General features: G+C 61.7%; 22 protein-coding genes. 12 read left to right on the top strand and 10 right to left on the bottom strand.

Annotated features, from left to right (window positions below; all coding sequences use genetic code 11):
• Nucleotides 1-170 precede the first annotated feature (170 nt).
• Genes ROSMUCSMR3_RS18890 through glp form a run of 5 tightly spaced genes read left to right on the top strand, consistent with a single transcriptional unit; the run spans nucleotide 171 to nucleotide 4219 of the window.
• Nucleotides 171-743: an anthranilate synthase component II gene (locus ROSMUCSMR3_RS18890; RefSeq protein ID WP_375554811.1), complete on the top strand. Its 573-nt coding sequence runs from the start codon at nucleotides 171-173 to the stop codon at nucleotides 741-743.
• Nucleotides 740-1762: an anthranilate phosphoribosyltransferase gene (gene trpD, locus ROSMUCSMR3_RS18885; RefSeq protein WP_081508364.1), complete on the top strand. Its 1023-nt coding sequence runs from the start codon at nucleotides 740-742 to the stop codon at nucleotides 1760-1762. Before ROSMUCSMR3_RS18890 ends, trpD begins: the two co-directional genes overlap by 4 nt.
• Entirely contained in the window at nucleotides 1759-2574 is an 816-nt protein-coding gene (gene trpC / locus ROSMUCSMR3_RS18880; protein ID WP_081508363.1) for an indole-3-glycerol phosphate synthase TrpC, read from the top strand. The genes trpD and trpC overlap by 4 nt, the downstream gene beginning before the upstream one ends.
• Entirely contained in the window at nucleotides 2574-3050 is a 477-nt protein-coding gene (gene moaC / locus ROSMUCSMR3_RS18875; RefSeq protein ID WP_081508362.1) for a cyclic pyranopterin monophosphate synthase MoaC, read from the top strand. The genes trpC and moaC overlap by 1 nt, the downstream gene beginning before the upstream one ends.
• Nucleotides 3047-4219, top strand: coding sequence for a gephyrin-like molybdotransferase Glp (glp, locus tag ROSMUCSMR3_RS18870; protein WP_081508361.1), 1173 nt, complete (start codon nucleotides 3047-3049; stop codon nucleotides 4217-4219). Before moaC ends, glp begins: the two co-directional genes overlap by 4 nt.
• On the opposite strand, the gene ROSMUCSMR3_RS18865 is transcribed toward glp, so the two are convergent.
• Both ROSMUCSMR3_RS18865 and mgtE read right to left on the bottom strand, forming a co-directional pair.
• A complete protein-coding gene (locus ROSMUCSMR3_RS18865; protein WP_008282064.1) occupies nucleotides 4204-4785 on the bottom strand; it encodes a 5-formyltetrahydrofolate cyclo-ligase in 582 nt (193 codons plus the stop codon). The two genes, glp and ROSMUCSMR3_RS18865, sit on opposite strands and share 16 nt — an antisense overlap.
• Entirely contained in the window at nucleotides 4782-6173 is a 1392-nt protein-coding gene (mgtE, locus tag ROSMUCSMR3_RS18860) for a magnesium transporter (protein WP_081508360.1), read from the bottom strand. The genes ROSMUCSMR3_RS18865 and mgtE overlap by 4 nt, the downstream gene beginning before the upstream one ends.
• Before the next feature lie 135 nt (nucleotides 6174-6308).
• Here mgtE and guaD point away from each other — a divergent pair, with 135 nt between their 5' ends.
• Nucleotides 6309-7598, top strand: a complete 1290-nt coding sequence (guaD, locus tag ROSMUCSMR3_RS18855; RefSeq protein WP_081508359.1) for a guanine deaminase — start codon at nucleotides 6309-6311, stop codon at nucleotides 7596-7598.
• Nucleotides 7599-7695: 97 nt separating this feature from the next.
• Here the strand turns inward: guaD and ROSMUCSMR3_RS18850 are convergent, their stop codons facing one another.
• Together ROSMUCSMR3_RS18850 and ROSMUCSMR3_RS18845 are read right to left on the bottom strand one after the other, a co-directional pair.
• Complete coding sequence (locus ROSMUCSMR3_RS18850; protein ID WP_081508358.1) at nucleotides 7696-8487, bottom strand: inositol monophosphatase family protein; 792 nt, start codon at nucleotides 8485-8487, stop codon at nucleotides 7696-7698.
• A 56-nt stretch (nucleotides 8488-8543) separates the two neighbouring features.
• Nucleotides 8544-8918, bottom strand: coding sequence for a helix-turn-helix domain-containing protein (locus tag ROSMUCSMR3_RS18845; RefSeq protein WP_008282060.1), 375 nt, complete (start codon nucleotides 8916-8918; stop codon nucleotides 8544-8546).
• A gap of 312 nt (nucleotides 8919-9230) precedes the next feature.
• On the opposite strand from ROSMUCSMR3_RS18845, the gene ROSMUCSMR3_RS18840 reads away from it, so the two are divergent.
• A complete protein-coding gene (locus ROSMUCSMR3_RS18840; protein WP_008282058.1) occupies nucleotides 9231-10193 on the top strand; it encodes an NADPH:quinone oxidoreductase family protein in 963 nt (320 codons plus the stop codon).
• On the opposite strand, the gene ROSMUCSMR3_RS18835 is transcribed toward ROSMUCSMR3_RS18840, so the two are convergent.
• Nucleotides 10180-11052, bottom strand: coding sequence for a LysR family transcriptional regulator (locus ROSMUCSMR3_RS18835; protein WP_008282057.1), 873 nt, complete (start codon nucleotides 11050-11052; stop codon nucleotides 10180-10182). The genes ROSMUCSMR3_RS18840 and ROSMUCSMR3_RS18835 overlap by 14 nt on opposite strands.
• Nucleotides 11053-11175: 123 nt before the next feature.
• On the opposite strand from ROSMUCSMR3_RS18835, the gene ROSMUCSMR3_RS18830 reads away from it, so the two are divergent.
• The 3 genes from ROSMUCSMR3_RS18830 (at nucleotide 11176) to ROSMUCSMR3_RS18820 (ending at nucleotide 12718) form a co-directional block, all read left to right on the top strand.
• Nucleotides 11176-11379, top strand: coding sequence for a DUF1127 domain-containing protein (locus tag ROSMUCSMR3_RS18830; RefSeq protein ID WP_037298278.1), 204 nt, complete (start codon nucleotides 11176-11178; stop codon nucleotides 11377-11379).
• A 219-nt stretch (nucleotides 11380-11598) separates the two neighbouring features.
• On the top strand, nucleotides 11599-12378 hold the full coding sequence (locus ROSMUCSMR3_RS18825; RefSeq protein ID WP_008282055.1) for a Bax inhibitor-1/YccA family protein: 780 nt from the start codon (nucleotides 11599-11601) through the stop codon (nucleotides 12376-12378).
• 154 nt (nucleotides 12379-12532) lie between these two features.
• Nucleotides 12533-12718 carry a CTP synthetase gene (locus ROSMUCSMR3_RS18820; protein ID WP_081508357.1) on the top strand — a complete coding sequence of 62 codons (186 nt, stop codon included), beginning with the start codon at nucleotides 12533-12535 and terminating at the stop codon, nucleotides 12716-12718.
• A 13-nt stretch (nucleotides 12719-12731) separates the two neighbouring features.
• On the opposite strand, the gene ROSMUCSMR3_RS18815 is transcribed toward ROSMUCSMR3_RS18820, so the two are convergent.
• Nucleotides 12732-13487 (bottom strand): alpha/beta fold hydrolase, encoded by a 756-nt coding sequence (locus tag ROSMUCSMR3_RS18815; protein WP_081508356.1) that lies wholly within the window; start codon nucleotides 13485-13487, stop codon nucleotides 12732-12734.
• 89 nt (nucleotides 13488-13576) lie between these two features.
• On the opposite strand from ROSMUCSMR3_RS18815, the gene ROSMUCSMR3_RS18810 reads away from it, so the two are divergent.
• Complete coding sequence (locus tag ROSMUCSMR3_RS18810; protein WP_081508355.1) at nucleotides 13577-13951, top strand: hypothetical protein; 375 nt, start codon at nucleotides 13577-13579, stop codon at nucleotides 13949-13951.
• 80 nt (nucleotides 13952-14031) lie between these two features.
• Here ROSMUCSMR3_RS18810 and glyA read toward each other — a convergent pair whose 3' ends face one another.
• Nucleotides 14032-15339 carry a serine hydroxymethyltransferase gene (glyA, locus tag ROSMUCSMR3_RS18805; protein ID WP_008282051.1) on the bottom strand — a complete coding sequence of 436 codons (1308 nt, stop codon included), beginning with the start codon at nucleotides 15337-15339 and terminating at the stop codon, nucleotides 14032-14034.
• A gap of 170 nt (nucleotides 15340-15509) precedes the next feature.
• Here glyA and ROSMUCSMR3_RS18800 point away from each other — a divergent pair, with 170 nt between their 5' ends.
• Nucleotides 15510-16271, top strand: a complete 762-nt coding sequence (locus tag ROSMUCSMR3_RS18800; RefSeq protein ID WP_008282050.1) for an NAD kinase — start codon at nucleotides 15510-15512, stop codon at nucleotides 16269-16271.
• Between the two features lie 56 nt (nucleotides 16272-16327).
• Here ROSMUCSMR3_RS18800 and ROSMUCSMR3_RS18795 read toward each other — a convergent pair whose 3' ends face one another.
• The 3 genes from ROSMUCSMR3_RS18795 to prpE all read right to left on the bottom strand — a co-directional run bounded on the left by ROSMUCSMR3_RS18795 (nucleotide 16328) and on the right by prpE (nucleotide 19735).
• Nucleotides 16328-16870 carry a CIA30 family protein gene (locus ROSMUCSMR3_RS18795; RefSeq protein WP_081508354.1) on the bottom strand — a complete coding sequence of 181 codons (543 nt, stop codon included), beginning with the start codon at nucleotides 16868-16870 and terminating at the stop codon, nucleotides 16328-16330.
• Entirely contained in the window at nucleotides 16867-17541 is a 675-nt protein-coding gene (locus ROSMUCSMR3_RS18790) for a Crp/Fnr family transcriptional regulator (protein WP_081508353.1), read from the bottom strand. The genes ROSMUCSMR3_RS18795 and ROSMUCSMR3_RS18790 overlap by 4 nt, the downstream gene beginning before the upstream one ends.
• A gap of 304 nt (nucleotides 17542-17845) precedes the next feature.
• A complete protein-coding gene (gene prpE, locus ROSMUCSMR3_RS18785) occupies nucleotides 17846-19735 on the bottom strand; it encodes a propionate-CoA ligase PrpE (RefSeq protein ID WP_081508352.1) in 1890 nt (629 codons plus the stop codon).
• Nucleotides 19736-19874: the final 139 nt, after the last annotated feature.

Genomic DNA, 19874 nt, shown 5'->3' with positions numbered 1-19874 from the left:
ATGCCTGCCAATACTCCGCGTGCCACTGCCTTTGCCCCCACATCTGCCTGTTTTGCCTGTTATCCGGCCTAGCGCCCCTTGACGGTGCCGCGCAAGACTGAACAAGTATACCGCGACCGGCCCCTTGGCCTCCAGCCCCCTTTGCATGAGGACAGGCGCGAATGCTGCTCTTGATCGATAACTACGACAGTTTCACCTATAATCTCGTCCATTACGTAGGCGAATTGGGTGCCGAAACCCGCGTTGTGCGGAATGATGCGCTCAATGTGCAAGAAGCGATGGCGATGCGCCCCGATGGCATCCTGCTTTCGCCCGGCCCCTGCGATCCGGATCAGGCGGGCATTTGCCTGCCGCTCACCCTTGCAGCCGCCGAGGCGGGTATTCCGCTTTTGGGCGTCTGCCTTGGGCATCAGACCATCGGTCAGGCCTTTGGCGGCAAGGTTATCCGCCATTCCGAAATCGTACATGGCAAGATGGGCCAGATCCTTCATGAGGGCAAAGGCGTCTTTGCTGGCCTGCCCTCTCCCTTTGAGGCGACGCGCTATCACTCGCTTGTGGTCGAACGCTCCAGCCTGCCCGACTGCCTTGAAATCACCGCAGAACTGGCAGACGGCACCATCATGGGCCTGCAACACCGCGACTTGCCCATTCAGGGCGTGCAATTTCACCCCGAATCCATCGCATCGCAACACGGTCACGCGCTGCTCAAGAATTTCATCGACATGATGCAGGTTCCGGCATGAGCGAGCAGCTCAAACCGCTGATCGCTGCCGCTGTCGACCGCCCCCTCAGTCGCACAGAGGCCGAAACCGCCTTTGAGATCCTGTTCGAAGGCGAAGCGACACCTGCCCAGATCGGGGGCTTTCTCATGGCTTTGCGCACGCGCGGCGAGACGGTGAATGAATACGCCGCCGCCGCCGCCGTGATGCGCGCCAAATGCAACGCCGTGCGCGCGCCAGAGGGGGCCATGGACATCGTCGGCACCGGTGGTGATGGCAAGGGCACGCTCAATATCTCGACCGCGACGGCCTTTGTTGTGGCGGGCGCGGGCGTGCCCGTGGCCAAACATGGCAACCGCAACCTCTCCTCCAAATCCGGGGCGGCGGATGCGCTCACGGAAATGGGGATCAAGGTGATGGTCGGCGTGCCGGTGGTCGAACGCGCGCTGACGGAAGTGGGCATCGCGTTTATGATGGCCCCCATGCATCACCCGGCCATGGCACATGTCGGGCCGGTGCGCACCGAATTGGGCACCCGGACAATTTTCAACATCCTTGGCCCCCTTACCAACCCCGCAGGCGTCAAGCGCCAACTCACCGGCGCGTTTTCCCGCGATCTTATCCGCCCCATGGCCGAAACCTTGGGCCAATTGGGTTCAACCCGCGCCTGGCTTGTGCATGGCTCGGACGGCACCGATGAGATGACCATCACCGGCGTGTCATGGGTCGCGGCCCTCGAAGACGACGGCAGCATCCACGAGACCGAATTGCATCCCGAGGATTTTGGCTTGCCCGTGCATCCATTCGAGGCCATTTTGGGGGGCACCCCTGCGGAAAACGCCGCCGCCCTGCGCGCGCTTCTTGATGGTGCGCCGGGCGCCTACCGAGATGCTGTGCTGCTCAACGCCGCCGCCGCCCTGACGGTTGCCGGACATGCCAGCGACCTGCGCGTCGGCGTGGCCCAAGCCGCAGAAAGCATCGACAGCGGCGCAGCCCGCGCAAAAATCGCTGCCCTTGCGAAACTGACATCGGAGACTGCATGACAACGCCGACCATTCTGGACAAGATCAAAGCCTATAAACTCGAAGAAATTGCCGCAGCCAAGGCCGCGCACCCCTTGGCCGAGATCGAGACGCTGGCCCATGAGGCTCCGCACGTCCGCCCCTTCTCGGATGCGCTGCTCAAGGCCACCAAAACCGGCTATGGCCTCATTGCCGAAATCAAAAAGGCCAGCCCCTCCAAGGGCTTGATCCGTGCCGATTTCGACCCCGCCGCGCTGGCGCAGGCCTATGCGACCGGCGGGGCCACCTGTCTTTCGGTGCTGACAGATACGCCCAGCTTTCAGGGCGCGCCGGACTACCTTGAACAGGCGCGCAATGCCTGCGACCTGCCCGTGCTGCGCAAGGATTTCATGTATGATCCCTATCAGGTGGCCGAAGCGCGCGCTTGGGGGGCCGATTGCATCCTGATCATCATGGCCAGTGTCTCGGATGCGCAAGCGCTCGAATTGGAAGAGGCCGCAACCCATTGGGGCATGGATGCGCTGATCGAGGTCCATAACCGCGCCGAACTCGACCGCGCCAACCATCTCAAATCCCGGATGATCGGCATCAACAACCGTGATCTCAACACTTTCGAGACCACGCTCGACACCACGCGGCAACTGTCCAAATTCGTGCCGCCCGAACGCATGATCGTCTGCGAAAGCGGCCTCGCCACGCCCGAGGATCTGGCCGACATGGCCCGTTACGGCGCGCGCACCTTCCTGATCGGCGAAACCCTGATGCGCGCCGAGGATGTGGCACAGGCCACGCGCAACTTGCTGGCCAATCCGCTGACACCGGGCGGATTCTGATGTCCGGGCTCAGCCATTTCGACGGCCAAGGTCATGCCCATATGGTCGATGTTTCGGACAAGGATGTGACTGCGCGCGTGGCCGTGGCCGAAAGCCACATCAAGATGGCCCGCGAAACCTTTGATATCATTGCCGAAGGCCGCGCCAAGAAAGGCGATGTTCTGGCCGTCGCCCGCCTTGCCGGGATCATGGCCGCCAAGCGAACGCCCGACCTTATCCCGCTCTGCCACCCGCTTGCCATCACCAAAGTCACGGTGGACCTCACCCTTGACCCCGATCTTCCCGGCGTGCGCATCGCCGCAACGGTCAAGACCACAGGCCAGACCGGCGTCGAGATGGAGGCGCTGACTGCCGCCTCGGTCACCGCTCTCACGGTCTATGACATGACCAAGGCGGTGGATAAGGCGATGGAAATCGGCGGCCTTCGCGTGATCCTAAAAGATGGTGGAAAATCAGGACGGTATGAGGCGACATGATCACTGTTGACGCGGCCCTCGCGCATCTCTTCAGCCTTGTTCAACCGCTCGACATCGAAGAGGTGCCGCTCGCGCAGGCCGCAGGCCGCATCCTTGCCCGCGATGTGGCCGCGCGGCGCGATCAGCCGCCCTTCGCCGCCTCTGCCATGGACGGCTACGCGGTCTGCGGCGCTGATGCGGCCCCCGGCACCACCCTCACCGTGATCGGCGAGGCCGCGGCAGGCCATGCCTACGCCGGGTCCGTGTCGTCCGGCCAAGCGGTGCGCATCTTTACCGGCGCGCCCATTCCAACAGGGGCTTCCCGCGTGATAATCCAAGAGGATGTGACCCGCGACGCCGACCAGATCACCCTTGGCCAAAATCTTGACCGCAAGGATCATATTCGCCCCTTGGGCTGCGATTTCCGCAAGGGTCAGACCATCACCGCCCCCCGCCGCCTGCGCCCCGCTGACATTGCACTTCTCGCCTCGATGAACATCGCCGCCGTGCCGGTGCGCCGCAAACCACAGGTGGCGCTGATGTCCACCGGCGACGAATTGGTCATGCCCGGAGAGGCCCCCGGCCCCGATCAGATCATCGCGTCCAACACCTTTGGCCTTAAGGCGATGCTCGACGCGATGGGGGCAGAGGCGCGCATCCTGCCCATCGCCCGCGATACCGTGGCCTCGCTCACCGCATGTTTTGCCCTGACGCGAGGCGCTGATCTGATCATCACCATCGGCGGTGCCTCGGTCGGCGATCATGATCTCGTGGGGCGCGTGGCGGGCGATCTGGGCATGGACCGCGCCTTTTACAAGGTCGCTATGCGCCCCGGCAAACCCTTGATGGCCGGGCGTCTGAACGGCGCAGCCATGGTCGGCCTGCCCGGAAATCCGGTGTCGGCCATGGTCTGCGGTCATGTGTTCATCGCGCCCATGATCAATGCCATGCTGGGTTTGGGCACCGCCCCCGCGCCGCGTCTGCGCGCGCCCTTGGCGATTGCCCTGCCCGCCAACGGCCCGCGCGAGCATTACATGCGCGCGGCCCTCACGCCTGAGGGTATTCATCCCGAGGATAAACAGGACAGCTCACTCTTGACCATCCTCGCCAATGCCCAGGCGCTGATGGTGCGCCCGGTCAGCGATCCTGCGCGTGCAGCCGGGGAAATGATGGATTATCTCCCACTCTGACCGCGCGTGCCAAAGCTGATCACCTCCACCTCGGTCACGACCATATCAAGCGGCTGATCCGTGGGTTCAAGCGGCAGTTCCGCCGCCTCTTGCGCACCATAGGCAAAGCCGATGGCCAATGTCCCGCGCCGGGCACGCAGCATCTCGAGCGTGCGGTCATAAAATCCGCCGCCATAACCCAGCCGCCCGCCCCGGCGATCAAAGGCCACCAAAGGCACAATCAATATTTCTGGCTCGAAAAAATCGTCCACCTCGGGCACCATCGCGCCAAACGGCCCCTCGCGCAGCGCGCATCCCGGCCCCCAGCGCGAAAAATCAAGCGGCAGACCAGCGCCGCGAATGACAGGCACGCCAACCGGCCCATGCGCTGCCGCCTCTTCCATCGCGGTCAGCGGATCAATCTCGGACCGGATCGGCATATAGCCTGCCAGCGGCACGCCCCGATACCCCGCCAATACCCCCGACAAAAGCGCCGCCGTCCCCGGCATCCGGGCGCGATGCGCCTCGGCGCGCCGCTCAAACGCGGTCTTGCGCGCTGCGGCCTTTACCTCTGTCAAATCGGTCATATCAGAAACACCGTCGCCAGCCCCAGAAACGCGAAAAAACCCACCACATCCGTCACCGTGGTGACAAAGGTGCCCGAACCCAGCGCCGGATCAACGCCCATCCGGTCCATGATCACCGGTATGGCCGCCCCTGCCAACCCGGCAACGACAAGATTGATCACCATCGCGGCACCGATCACATAGCCCAATTCCGGCCCGCCAAACCAGACCACCCCAACCGCGCCCATCACCAGCGCGAAAATCAACCCATTGATCAACCCTACCAGCGTTTCGCGCCGCAGCACCCGCCAGACATTCGCGCCGGTCAGGTCTTTGGTCGCCAAGGCGCGCACTGCCACCGTCAGGCTTTGTGTGCCCGCATTGCCCCCCATCGAGGCGACAATCGGCATCAGGACGGCCAGCGCCACCAGTTGCGCAATCGCCAATTCGAACTGTGCAATCACCAACGAGGCCAGAATCGCCGTGCCCAGATTGACGGCAAGCCACGGCACCCGCTGCTTGGAGGTCTCGATCACGGAATCGTTGATCCCGCCCTCGCCCACACCGGCCAGACGCATGATGTCTTCTTCGTGCTCTTCATCCAGCACCGCCATCGCGTCGTCGATGGTGATCACCCCGACCAGACGTCCATCCTCATCCACGACGGGGGCCGAAATCAGGTGATACTGGTTAAACATATAGGCCACATCGCCGTCATAGCGCGTGACCGGAATAGTGTGGAATGTCTCCTCCACAATGTCTTTCAGCGGCACATCCCGACGCGAGGCCATGATCCGCCCCAGCGTGACATTGCCCACCGGGTGCAGCCGCGGATCGACCAGCACGATGTGATAGAACTGCTCTGGCAATTCCTTGGCATGGCGCATGAAATCAATCGCGTCGCCGACGGTCCAATGCTCGGGGGCCATCACCACTTCGCGCTGCATCAGACGGCCAGCGGAATATTCCGGATAGGTCAGCGATTGTTCGACCGCCGCACGGTCGCTGTCTTCCAGAACGCTCAGGATCGCTTCTTGCTGCTGATCCTCCAGATCCTCGACCAGATCGACCACATCATCGGAATCAAGCTCGCGCACCGCGTCGGCCAGAACCTGCGGCGTGAGAAGGTTGATCACCTCTTCGCGGATCGATTCGTCGAGTTCCGACAGAATATCGCCGTCGAACTCCTGCCCGTAAAGCGCGATCAAGCGCCGTCGGTCATAGGCGTTGCTCTGTTCCAGAAGGTCGGCGATGTCAGCCGCATGAAGCGGCTCCATCTCGGCCCAGAGCATTTCACGGTCCTGCGTCTCGACCGCGTACATGATCCGCGCAATCAAGGACCGCGTGAGCGGCGTATCATCCTCGTCCTGTTCCACCTCGGGGGCCAGATCGTCTTCGTGTTCTGCCATGTTGCCCCCCTGCGTTTCTGTTGCGCGCAGGATTAAAGAACCGTCTTGCGGAAAACAATCACAATGGGCCGATTTACCCCGGCCTTGTGCCCCCTTATCCTGCCCCCTGCGCAATCCTTAGCCCACGGGGGGCAAATGTCGTCACTCACCCTGATCACCGGCCAAGTTCTCGCCTTCGATCGTTCACCGTTCGACGGCGACCCCGCCGGGGCCTCGACCCTGCATGAGGCGCTCTTGATCGAAAATGGCCGGATCGCTGCCGTCGGCACCGCGCAGGAGCTACGCGCGCAGGCCCCACAGGCCACCGTGACCAACATGGGCAGCCGCCTCATCAGCGCCGGGTTTGTCGATGCGCATGTGCATTACCCCCAGACCGCGATCATCGCCAGTTGGGGCAAACGCCTGATCGACTGGCTCAACACCTATACCTTTCCCGAAGAAATGCGCTTTGCCGATCCCGCATATGCAGCCGACATCGCGGGCCGCTATTTCGACCTCATGCTCGCCCATGGCACCACCACCTGTGCCAGCTACGCCACCATCCATCCCGCCAGCGTGACCGCGTTTTTCGAGGCGGCGCAGGCGCGTGGCCTGCGCGCCGTGGCGGGCAAGACCTGTATGGATCGCAACGCGCCCGAGGGGCTGCGCGACACCGCGCAATCGGCCTATGACAACAGCAAAGCACTGCTGGAACGCTGGCAAGGCGTGGACCGGCTCTCTTACGCCATCACGCCCCGGTTCTCGCCCACTTCAACGCCGGATCAGCTTGCGGCCTTGGGTGCGCTCTGGTCGGAATACCCCGAATGCCTGATGCAAACCCACCTGTCCGAGCAGGTGGACGAGGTCGCCTGGGTCAAATCCCTCTACCCTGAGGCGCGCGATTATCTCGACACCTACGAATCGCACGGCCTTTTGGGGGCGCGCGGGCTTTATGGCCACGCCATCCACCTTGAGACGCGCGAGCGCGACCGCCTGCGCGAGATGGGCGCAGCCCTCATCCATTGCCCCACCTCCAACACCTTTATCGGATCGGGCTGCTTCAATCTTGCCGCGCGTGTGGCCGAAGGGCAGCGTGTGGGCCTTGCCACCGACACCGGCGGGGGCTCGTCCTTTTCCATGCTGCGCACCATGGCCGCCGCCTATGAAATCGGGCAATTGACCGGCACAGCACTGCACCCGGCACAGCTTCTCTGGCTCGCCACCGCAGGTTCGGCAAAGGCGCTGCACATGGGCGCGCATATCGGCACTATCGCACCGGGAATGGAGGCCGATCTGGTTGCCCTCGATCTCGCCTCAACCCCCGCCATCGCGCAACGCAGCGCGCAAGCAAACGACATCTGGGAGGCGCTCTTTCCCACGATCATGATGGGCGACGACCGCGCCATTGCCGGCGTTTGGGTGGCGGGCAAGGCGGTGCGTATCTGACCTTTTGTCAACGCTTGCACAAAGCGCCCCGCGCGGAATCAAGCCCGAAGGGTGCCACGCGATCGCCGGGCCGTCCCCGGCCCAGCGACTGCCCGCCTCACACCACTTTCGACAATATCTCCAGCGCCGCCTCATGCTGCGCGCGCCCGGCGGCGGCAATCGCCCGCCCACCCTGATGTGCAGGGCCGCCCTGCCAGTCGGTGACAATACCGCCCGCCGCCTCGATCACGGCAATCGGTGCCTGAATATCATAGGCCGCCAAACCAGCCTCGATCACCAGATCGACATGCCCCGCCGCAACAAGAGAATATGCATAACAATCAAGCCCATAGCGCGTTAACTTCGCGCAGGCCGCGACCTCGGCAAAGCCTGCGGCCTCTGCCGGGCTGCCCAACTCTGGAAATGTGGTAAAGACGATCGCATCCGACAAGGCCCGCGCGCCCAGCACCCGCAGATCCCGCGCGCCCATCGGCCCGGTCATCCGTGCCGTGCCCCAGCCGCCTTCAAACCGCTCGCCAATATAGGGCTGGTCGATAATCCCATAGATCGGGCCAGTCTCGTCAGAAACCGCGATCAGCACGCCCCATGTCGGGGCCCCAGACATAAATGCCCGCGTGCCGTCGATTGGGTCCAGCACCCATGTCAGGCCGCTGGTGCCCGAAACCGCGCCATATTCCTCGCCAAGGATTCCATCCTGCGGACGCAACCGCCGCAGAACCTCGCGCATGGCACGTTCGGTGGCACGGTCGCCCTCTGTCACCGGATCAAACCGCCCCTCAGGCAGCTTGTTATCCGCCGTCAGCCCGGCACTGCGAAAAAACGGCAAAACAGCCTCACGCGCGGCATCTGCCACAGCGTGGGCTGTCCTGACGATATCTGTCTTGTCCATTCCGGCCCGCCTTTCCTACCGCTTGCGCAGAGGGATAGACCCAAGGCCGGCTCGGCTCAAGCCACCTCGCTCAAAACCCGGGCAAGGTCGAACAAACGCCGACGCTGGTTTTCGGGAATGGCGTAATACGAACGCACCAGATCCAGCGCCTCTTTGTCGCCCATCAGGTCGGCCCGTGCTGGATCGCTCTTTTCGCGCTCCACACCGCCCTCTTGATCCAGGCCTTCAAAGAAAAAGCTGATCTCGACATCCAGCGATTCGGCAATGTCCCAGAGCCGCGACGCGCTTACGCGGTTCGCACCTGTCTCATATTTTTGAATCTGTTGAAATTTGATTCCGACGCTCTCTGCCAGCTGCTGCTGGGTCATTCCCACCAGCCAGCGGCGGTGCCGAATACGTTTGCCGACGTGCACATCAACGGGGTGCGGCATATAGTGTTCCTTCTTACCTACTCTGAGAATTACCGTAATTCGATCACCCGAAACAAATGCCCCGAGCAAGACGCCACGCATCCCAGCAGCGCGTGCCAGACCCTACCAAGATGGTGTTAAAATTCAAGAAATATCGCTATCCATTTGCGTGACCTATCCCAATGAAACACAATCTAAGCGGGCACCTATCCTTTTGGATAGGGTGTTTTCCACTTTTTGTGCTTGGCTTGCACAGGTTTGACAGGGCGAATCGAATTCGTCTAACCACGATCATAGTTTTATCTCGCCTCGTCAGAATCACAAGGGTTCAACATGCGCGCCTACCACCTGCCCGCGAAGGGCGCAGAGCCCCTCTTGACCGATCTGCCCCGGCCAACCCCGGGTCCGGGCGAAATCAGAGTGCGGATCGCGGCCTGCGGGCTCAACTTTGCGGATCTGCTGATGATCAAGGGGGCCTATCAGGACACGCCAGAACCGCCCTTTACCCTAGGAATGGAGGTGGCAGGCACGGTTGACGCCCTTGGCCCCGGCACCGATGGCCCCGCCCCCGGCACCCGCATCGCGGTCTTTGGCGGTCAGGGCGGGCTTGCAGACTATGGCTGTTTTCCCGCCGCCCGCGCGGTGCCCCTGCCCGATGCCATGAGCTTTGCCGATGCAGCGGCCTTTCAAGTGGCCTATGGCACCAGCCACGTTGCGCTGGATCACAAGGCGCGGCTGCAACCGGGGGAAACCCTGTTGGTTCTGGGGGCCGCCGGGGGTGTGGGCCTCACGGCTGTTGAAATCGGCAAGCAGATGGGCGCGCGTGTGATCGCCTGTGCTCGCGGCGCCGACAAACTCGCCGTGGCCCAAGAGGCCGGGGCCGATCACCTGATCGACGCGGCAACCCAAGATATCCGCGATGTCTGCCGCGCGCTTGGCGGCGTCGATGTGGTTTATGATCCGGTGGGGGGCGATCAATTCACCGCCGCACTGCGCGCCTGCAACCCCGAAGCGCGCATCCTGACGATCGGCTTTGCCTCTGGCGATGTGCCACAAATCCCCGCCAATCACCTTCTGGTTAAGAATATCACTGTGATGGGCCTCTATTGGGGCGGCTATCTCAAATTCCGCCCCGAGGTGGTAACCCAGAGCATGGCCACCCTCTTTGACTGGTATGCAGCCGGGCGCTTGCGCCCGCATGTCTCGCATCTTTTGCCGCTTGAACAGGCCGCAGAGGCGCTTGATCTGCTGCGCTTGCGCAAATCGACCGGCAAGGTCGTGGTCACGCTGACATAAGCACCGGCGATGTCAGCGCGCCAAATCCCTGCCGCAACATCCGCATCAATTCGGCGCGCACCGCATCGCGGCCCGCATTGCCGTACAGGTTGATCTTTTGAATCCCCAGATCCGGCAGCGCCCCGCCGGGATGGATCGCCTCGAGATGTGGCGGGATGCTGCTCTCGAGCAGCGCCCCAACCGCCAGATCGGCGCTCACCAATGCCTCAACCGCGCGATCATCCTCGGAATCAACCGCCAACTCCCAATCCACGCCCGCCGCATCCAGCTTGCGCAGCACGATGGGCCGGAAAATGCACTGACGGCAAAACGCCAACCGCAGCGGGCGTCGCTTCCACGACACGCCGCCTTGCGCACCGGTCCAGCGCAGATTCATCTGCGTCAAGGTCTCGCCCCCCTCGCCCACGCCTTCCTCGGTGGTCAGGATCACATCCACCTCCCCCCGCGCAAGCGCCTCGCGCAGCCGCAGCGTGCTGGATGAGCGCAGGTTGACCTTGACCCGTGGAAAGGCCGCGTTGAACTGCTTGAGCACACGTGGAACCACCGGATAAACGATGTCATGCGGCACACCGAGCGCCAATTCCCCCTCGAATGTCTCTTCGGTCAGCCGCCCCATCACCTCGTCATTCAGATCGAGCATACGCCGCGCATAGCCCACCAATTGCTCACCCGGCGCGGTCAATGACACCCGACGATTGGCGCGCTCTAAAAGCGTAAGATCCAGCATTTCCTCTAACCGCTTGATCTGCATCGAGACGGCTGATTGCGTCAGATTCAACGCCGTCGCCGCGCGCGTCACACCGCCATGGTCGGCCACCGCCACCAACGAGCGCAACGTAGTGATGTCGAGGTTTCGCATATATCACATTCCTTGATGATGAGTCGGCCAAACATTCATTTTCAAAATTGAACGAATCCGGGCAAAAGATCAACATCCGAAATGAAAACCCCAAGCCACATCACCAAAGGGAAAGGAAAGACCATGACCGTCCATGCCCAAACCTCCGTCCTCCGGTCCGCCCTGCGCGCCCCGCGGCTTGCCGAGATGCTGGCTGTCTGGACACAGCGCCGCGCCCTCTATCGGCTCGACGATGCCGCGCTTGAAGACCTTGGTCTAACCCGCGAAGCCGCGCTGCGCGAAGCAAGCCGCCCCTTCTGGGATTTGCCCCGTCGGCTGCATTGCTGACCTGCTCAAGCACAGTGTCAGGGCCCGCCCTGACACGGCCGCCCCACGGATATCTGAGGTGCCGCGCCGCGATACCGCCTCTCGCGTCAAGCGCGCGCCAAAAATCCCCGCATAAAACCTGTCTAAAACAAGCATGAACGCTTGAAATGTCGGACAGGCCTACCGATATTACTGGCAATGTCCCACAACGGGATCGCCATTCACATATCGGAGGGTTACATGGCAGAGTTAAACACGATCCGGACGGCGACGGGCACACGCACCGCCCAGATTGACGCGGGCCTACGCGCGCACATGAACAAGGTCTACGGCACGATGTCCGTGGGCATGCTCATAACGGCGCTTGCGGCATGGGCCATCGCGGGGCTTGCCGTGACAACCGATCCTTCCGCCGCCGCCGCACAACTTCCCAATGGCAAGATGCTGACGGGCCTTGGCGCAGCGCTTTACCTTTCGCCGCTCAAGTGGGTGGTGATGCTGGCCCCGCTGGCGTTCATCTTCCTTGGTTGGGGCGCGCTCGTGCGTCGGGCTTCGGCTGCCGCCGTGCAGCTTGGCTTCTTCGCCTTCGCCGCACTCATCGGTATTTCGATGAGCTCGATCTTCCTGATGTTCACCAGCTTCTCGATCGTCCAGACCTTTATCGTGACCGCCATCGCCTTTGCGGGTCTCTCGCTCTTTGGCTACACCACGAAAAAGGACATCTCGGGTTGGGGCTCTTTCCTCATCATGGGCGTGATCGGCCTTGTTGTCGCCATGGTAATCAACATTTTCCTGCAAAGCCCGGCCATGATGTTCGCCATCTCGGCCATCGGCCTCTTGATCTTCGCCGGTCTTACCGCGTTCCACACGCAAGAGATCAAGAACACCTATGTCGCCCACGCGGCACATGGGGATCAGGAATGGTTGGACAAATCCGCCTACGACGGTGCGCTGAGCCTCTACATCAGCTTCCTGAACATGTTCCAGTTCCTGCTGATGTTCATGGGGCAACAGGAATAGCAGCGGCCTGAACCGCAAACGCTAAAATGGAACCCGCCGGATCACTCTCCGGCGGGTTTTTTCATGTTCAGAAGCAGTCCCTGACCCAGATCAAGGCCCGCTCAATGGAGGTGCGGTACCATCAACGAACGCACCAAAAGGGAAAGTCTCCGCCATGTTACGCCTCGGCCTCATCCTGCATCTTTTCATCGGCTCCACGCTCTCTGGCTCTGCGGTGATCGCAGCCCTCGTCATGGGACAGGACACGCTGAAACCGATCCTGGTCGCCGCCCTTCTGGGATTTATCGCTGCCTTCCCGGTGTCCTACATCGTGGCCAGAAAGCTTTACGAACTGCGCTGAACCAAGGTGCCGCTCAGCCCAACCAGGTGCGCACCGCCGCCTCAAACTCGCGCGGCTTTTCGGCATGGAGCCAATGGCCCGCACCGGGAATTTTGGCAAACTGTGCCGCAGGGAACAGCGCCTTGATCCGGTCGCGGTGCTCGCGGGTCACATAGGCCGAGTCTGCCCCAGTGAGAAACATCACCTTCCCCTCATAAGGCCCTGAAATATCCGGAAAGCTCAGGATCTTCGGCATCTCGCGCGCCAGCGTTTCTAGGTTCAGCAACCACCGCTTTTCCGCCACATCCAACGCCTGAAGGAAAAACGGCACCAGCGCCGGATTGTCCACCGTGGCCTGCAATTGCGCGGCCGCGTCTGACCTTCGCTCAACCGTTGCCAGATCGACCGCCTGCATCGCCTTGATATACTGCACCTGACTGTGGCCATAGGACACCGGCGCAATATCCGCAACGATCAGCCGATTGACCAAGGCCGGTTGCGTCAGCGCCAGCACCATCGCCGCCTTGCCGCCCATTGAATGGCCCAGCACATCATATGGGCCGTCCAACCCCTTGATCACCTCAGCCAGATCGACAGCCATATCCTCATAGGAATGCGTTTCAAACCAAGGGCTTGCGCCGTGATTGCGCATATCCACCGCGATCACATGGCGCGTATCCGACAGCCGCTTGGCAATGACCCCCCAATTGCGCGCAGACCCGTAGAGCCCATGCACAATCACCAATCCCGGCCGCTCAGTCGGCGCGCCATGTTCGATCCGGTTCAACATATCCCCTCATACCGCCACAATCACAGCGTTTCCAGCCCTATTGCCGCGTAGCCCAGCAAGCGGTAAACTACCTCAAGAGGGATTTCCAAGTGATTGATACAGAAGAATTTAATACCAAGACTACGCGGCTACAGCAGGCCCTAACAGACCGGATGCGCCTGCGCGGTCCCACGCTTGAACGGCAATTGCGCCGTGCCGGGCGGCGCTTGCCCCGCCGTCAGCGCCGCGCCGGGGCAATTGTTCTGGGCGCACAGGATTGGATGGCCCATGCCAAACTCGCCCGCGTGCTCGACATGGGCCAAGTTGATCGCGCCTTTTCGGATCTGCACGCCTATCTGGATACGCTCGACCCACACGAGGCGCGCAAGACCGCCGTTCTGCGCCTCGTCGGGGGGATCGTACTTAACCTGATGCTTCTCGCAGGTTTGATCTATGCGCTGATCCGCTCGCAATCCCCGCTTTAAAAGCGCCCACCAATATCCTGAAATAAAATGGAAACCCCGCGCAAGCCTTGGCTCACGCGGGGCATGTTCCTGCGCAGAAATCAGAGGTTCGGATAGAGCGGGAACCGCTTGCACAGCGCCTCGACCTCGGCTTTCACCTTGGCTTCGACCGCGCCATTTCCATCGGCCCCGTTGGCCGCCAGCCCATCAACCACCTCAATAATCCAATCCGCGATCTGACGGAATTCCGCCTCTCCAAACCCGCGCGTCGTCCCCGCAGGCGAGCCTAAGCGAATGCCGCTGGTTACGGTCGGTTTCTCGGGATCGAACGGCACACCATTCTTGTTGCAGGTGATATGTGCGCGGCCCAACGCCTTTTCGGTGTCATTGCCTTTCACGCCTTTGGGGCGCAGGTCGACCAGCAACACATGCGTATCCGTGCCATGCGTCACCGTGTCCAACCCGCCCTTGATCAGCTGATCCGACAGCGCCTGCGCATTGCGGATCACCTGCTGGATATAGCTCTTGAACTCCGGGCGCAGCGCCTCGCCAAAGGCCACAGCCTTGGCCGCAATCACATGCATCAGCGGACCACCCTGAATACCGGGGAAAATCGCCGAGTTGAATTTCTTGGCCAGCGTCTCGTCATTGGTCAGGATCATGCCACCGCGCGGACCGCGCAATGTCTTATGCGTCGTGGTGGTGGCCACATGTGCATGGGGGAACGGGCTCGGATGCTCTTTGGCGGCCACCAGACCGGCAAAATGCGCCATATCAACAAGCAGATAGGCCCCAACGCTATCGGCAATCTCGCGCATCCGGGCAAAATTGATCTGGCGCGGAATGGCCGATCCGCCCGCGATGATCAGCTTGGGCTGATGCTCGGTCGCCAGCGCTTGCACCTGATCGTAGTCAATCAGATTGTCCTCGCGCCGCACGCCGTATTGAATGGCGTTGAACCATTTGCCCGATTGGTTCGGCGCTGCCCCATGGGTCAGGTGACCGCCCGCATCAAGGCTCATGCCAAGGATCGTATCGCCCGGCTGCAACAGCGCCGTGAAGACGCCCTGATTGGCCTGCGAGCCGGAATTGGGCTGAACGTTGGCAAAGCTACAGCCAAACAATGCGCAAGCCCGCTCGATCGCCAGATTTTCCGCGATATCAACATATTGGCAGCCGCCATAATAGCGCTTGCCGGGATAGCCTTCGGCATATTTGTTGGTCATCACGCTGCCCTGCGCTTCCATCACGGCGGCAGAGACGATGTTTTCAGACGCGATCAGCTCGATCTCGTCGCGCTGCCGCCCCAGTTCAGAGCGGATCGCACCAAAGAGGTCGGGATCGCGTGAGGCCAGAGATTCGGTGAAAAAGCCTTGATCTGCAACAGGCTGGTGTCCGTCATGGGGCATAGGGGCAACTCCGGAAAGGGGTGAATTGGTCATTTTCCTAAAGGAAACTCGTCCGGTTTGAAAGAATGTAAAGCGACGATTTCACCTGTATCACCGGCATGGCTGGTCTTGGCGGGGGAATTATGGTTCGATCCGCCGCATGCCATCGCCTTTTGGAAACAGGACACCCCATGCCCCGCAAGATCGCCTTCGTCGCCAGCGATGCGCCCATCGCCCAGACCGCGCGCGCCACCCTTGCCAGCCGCTTTGGTCATGCGCCCGAGGATGAGGCCGATGTGATCGTGGCGCTTGGTGGTGATGGCTTCATGCTGCACACGCTCCACCGCACACAGGCGCTCGATATTCCCGTTTACGGCATGAATCGCGGCACCGTTGGCTTTTTGATGAACGAATACAGCGAAACAGACCTGATCGAGCGCCTCGTCGCCGCCGCAGAAGAGGTGATCAACCCGCTGGCCATGCGCGCCGAATCCCTCGACGGCACCCTGCACGAGGCATTGGCAATCAACGAAGTCTCGCTCCTGCGCGCCGGCCCGCAAGCGGCCAAGTTGCGCATCACCATCGACGGGCGCCTGCGCCTCGAGGAACTCGTGTGCGACGGCGCGCTTGTCGCCACTCCGGCAGGCTCGACCGCGTATAACTACAGCGCCCATGGCCCGATCCTGCCTATTGGCTCGGATGTGCTGGCGCTGACGGCGGTGGCGGCATTCCGCCCCCGTCGCTGGCGCGGCGCGCTCTTGCCCAAGACCGCCGTGGTGCGGTTCGATGTGGTCGATCCCGAGAAACGCCCGGTCATGGCCGACGCCGACAGTCGCTGGGTTGAAAACGTGCTCTGGGTCGAGATCCGCTCGGAAAACCGCATCAAGCATCGCATCCTGTTCGATCCGGGCCATGGCCTGGAAGAGCGGTTACTGCGTGAGCAGTTTACCTAATCGAACTTTATTGTGGAACTATCCCCTGAAATAAGCCACTTTATTTACAAAATACATCAATACACCCCAAGCCACTGAAACGATAGATCGGCCTGATGATCCCGCCCATAGGCCACCGCTGCCAGGCTCTTGATATCGCCCGCACGCGGCACATCCCGCAGCATCGCCCCCGAGGCGCGAAAGACGGTAAAGGGCACGCGCAGCTCTTGCCACGCCGCTCCGCTTGGGATCGGGGCCTGATAATATTGCCAGGGTAGCATCGTGCCGCGCGTGCGCAGATGGATGAAATAGCCCTCGCCATTGCCCTTGACGCGCACCACAACGCCCTGCGCACCTTCGGGCAGAGGCGTCACCAAATCGCCGCGTATTTGAATGAAACCGCCCCGGTTGGCCGTGCTCACCGTGCCGCTCAGGTGCAGATACCGTGCCCCCTCTGGACCCGCGATCTGAGCCTGCCCCTCGGACACGCCCCCCATCACCTGATCGCTGACATAGCGCCAGTTCTCAGCCGGGGGTGGGATATACTCCAGCATGCCGCCCTCCTGCGCCACAGTGGGCGCTGCCAACAGTCCGATCAGCAGGGCCAGAATACGCCTCATTCCGCCCGCTCCGCCGTGCGCGCCAATGCCGCCGGATCACAGAGCACGATGCCCATGCCCTGTCGTTCGATCAAACCGGCCTGTTCCCAATCGCGAATCTGCCGGTTCACACTCTCGCGGCTCAGCCCGACCAGATCACCCAGATCCGATTGCGAAAACCGCTCTGCCAACCGCAACTTGCCCCCCGGCAAGGTCTCGCCCCATTTTTCCGACAGATGCAGCAATAGCCGCGCCAGACGCGCCTGACCATCCGCCAACACATGCGCAGTATACATCCCCGAGGTCTGGCGCAGACGCTGGCACAGCATGCCGATCACGTCGAGCGCCGCGTCGGGTTCCTCGCGCAGGCGTTGCAACACCAGCGCCCCCTCCAGAATACGGCCCCGCACTGCGGTGGCCGCCACCGCATCAGCACTGCGCGCGCCGCCATCCAGCGCCGCCAACTCGCCCAGCATGTCCCCCGGCCCCAGATGCGTCAGAATAGACCGCCGCCCATCAACCGAACTGCGGCTGATTTCGACCCGCCCCTTGAGGATCAGCATCATTGTGCTGTCATGGGCACCCGCTGCATAGATCATCTGGCCCTTGGGATAGTCAACCGCACGGCCATGCCGCTCCAGAATGCCGACCAGCCCCGGTGCGTCGCATTGTGGCGTGGCCCGAATTGACATCTGCCAGACTCCTTTTTTAACCATTCCTGTGAGATGCCTCACAGAACCTTCGCGCACAAGCTGCCATACAGTAAGGGTATCTCGCGTGTAGGGGTGTCCCAAGCCCTTTTCTTATCGCAAACCCTTACCCTTTTGTGCGGGATACACCGGTCAAGTGCCACCCGGACTTCATGACGGGAACTTATCGGCCGGTCTCGCTGTCTGGCCTGACGTTTGTGAGTGCGTCGCGCCAGACAGCATTTCTTCCAGATGTCCCTTCTGGGGGATGAGGGTTCCGGCTTCCTCCGGAACCCTCTTTTTTTGATTATTTCGCCAAACCAAGGCTTTGCAGGGCGCTCTTGATCTCGTCCAGAATGGCGGGATCGTCGATGGTTGCAGGCATTTTATACGACTGACTGTCTGCGATCTTGACCATGATCGCCCGCAGGATCTTGCCCGAACGTGTCTTGGGAAGCCGGTCCACCACCACTGCCAGCTTGAACGCGGCGACCGGGCCAATCTGGTCACGCACCAGCTTGACACATTCTTTCACGATCTCCTCATGCGCGCGGTTAACGCCCTTGGTCAAACACAGAAAGCCGACTGGCGTTTGCCCCTTCAACTCATCTGCCGCGCCGATCACTGCACATTCGGCCACATCGGGATGGCTGGCCAGCACCTCTTCCATCGCGCCAGTGCTCAGACGGTGGCCCGCCACGTTGATCACATCATCCGTGCGCGCCATGATCCACAGATAGCCGTCCTCGTCCTTCATCCCGGCATCGCCGGTCTCGTAATAGCCGGGAAAGGTGTTGAGATAGGATTTGCAAAAGCGCTCTTCAGCATTCCACAGCGTTGGCAGGGTGCCCGGCGGCAGCGGCAGTTTGACCGCAATCGCGCCCAAGGTGCCCGGTGCCACCTCATGCCCGCCCTCGTCGAGAATCCGCACGTCATAGCCCGGCATCGCCACCGTCGGCGACCCGATCTTGACCGGCAGCGCCTCACAGCCGGCCGGATTGCCCGCAATCGCCCAGCCGGTTTCGGTCTGCCACCAATGGTCATAGACCGGCACCTGCATCACCCGCTGCGCCCATTCGATCGTATCCGGATCGGCCCGCTCTCCTGCCAGGTAAAGCGCGCGCAGATGCGACATGTCGTAATTCTTGATCAGCTCGCCTTTGGGATCATCCCGCTTGATCGCCCGCAGCGCCGTGGGCGCGGTAAAGAAACTGCGCACTTTGTGTTCGGACATCACCCGCCAGAACGTGCCCGCATCGGGTGTGCCCACCGGCTTGCCCTCGAACACAATCGTCGTGTTGCCATGGATCAGAGGCCCATAGCAGATATAGCTGTGCCCCACGACCCAGCCCACATCGGACGCGGCCCAGAACGCCTCGCCGGGGTTCACGTTATAAATGTTCTTCATCGACCAGTTGAGCGCCACCAAATGCCCTGCCGTGGCACGGATCACGCCCTTGGGTGCGCCGGTGGTGCCCGATGTATAAAGGATATAGGCCGGATGATCGCCCGACACCGGCACACAGTCCGCAGGCTCCACCCCATATTGAAACGCATGCCAATCGTAATCGCGCCCCTCGATCAGCTTGGCCACCTCTTCTTCGCGCTGAAAGATCACGCAAAACTCGGGCTTGTGACTGGATTGCTCAATCGCACCATCCAAAAGCGGCTTGTAATGCACCACCCGCCCCGGCTCGATCCCGCAAGAGGCGGCGATAATCGCCTTGGGCTGGCAATCGTCGATCCGCACCGCCAATTCATGCGCGGCAAACCCGCCAAACACCACCGAATGCACGGCACCCAGCCGCGCGCAGGCCAGCATCGCCTCCAATGCCTCGGGCACCATCGGCATGTAGATGATGACGCGGTCGCCTTTTTCCACGCCTCGGGCGCGCAACGCCCCTGCCAGCCGCGCCACGCGGCTACGCAGTTGCGAATAATTGATCTTTTGCTTGATGCCTGTCACGGGGCTATCATGGATGATCGCGGTCTGCGCGCCCCGCCCCGCCGCCACATGCCGGTCAACCGCATTCCAGCAGGTGTTGACCTCTGCATCCTTGTACCATTCATAGAGCGGCGCGTTGGCCTCAAACAGCGCCTTGCTGGGCTTCTTCACCCAATCAATCGCCTCTGCCGCCTCCATCCAAAAGCCTTCGGGATCTGCAAGCGACCGCTCGTAAACCTCAGTGTATCCCATGGTATCCTCCTCCGATCCGTTGAATATGTGTTACGGATCACCCTGCCTTGGGGCAAGCATCATGCAGGGGCACGGGACAGATGGCCGCAGAAATTTTGCAGAAATGATCAAAGCCGCCCTGCAAATTTTTGCAAAGCGG

This window comes from Roseovarius mucosus (genome assembly GCF_002080415.1).
GTDB lineage: Bacteria > Pseudomonadota > Alphaproteobacteria > Rhodobacterales > Rhodobacteraceae > Roseovarius > Roseovarius mucosus_A.
The sequence above is the reverse complement of the archived record's forward strand: the minus strand, read 5'-3'. Positions and strand labels throughout refer to the sequence as shown.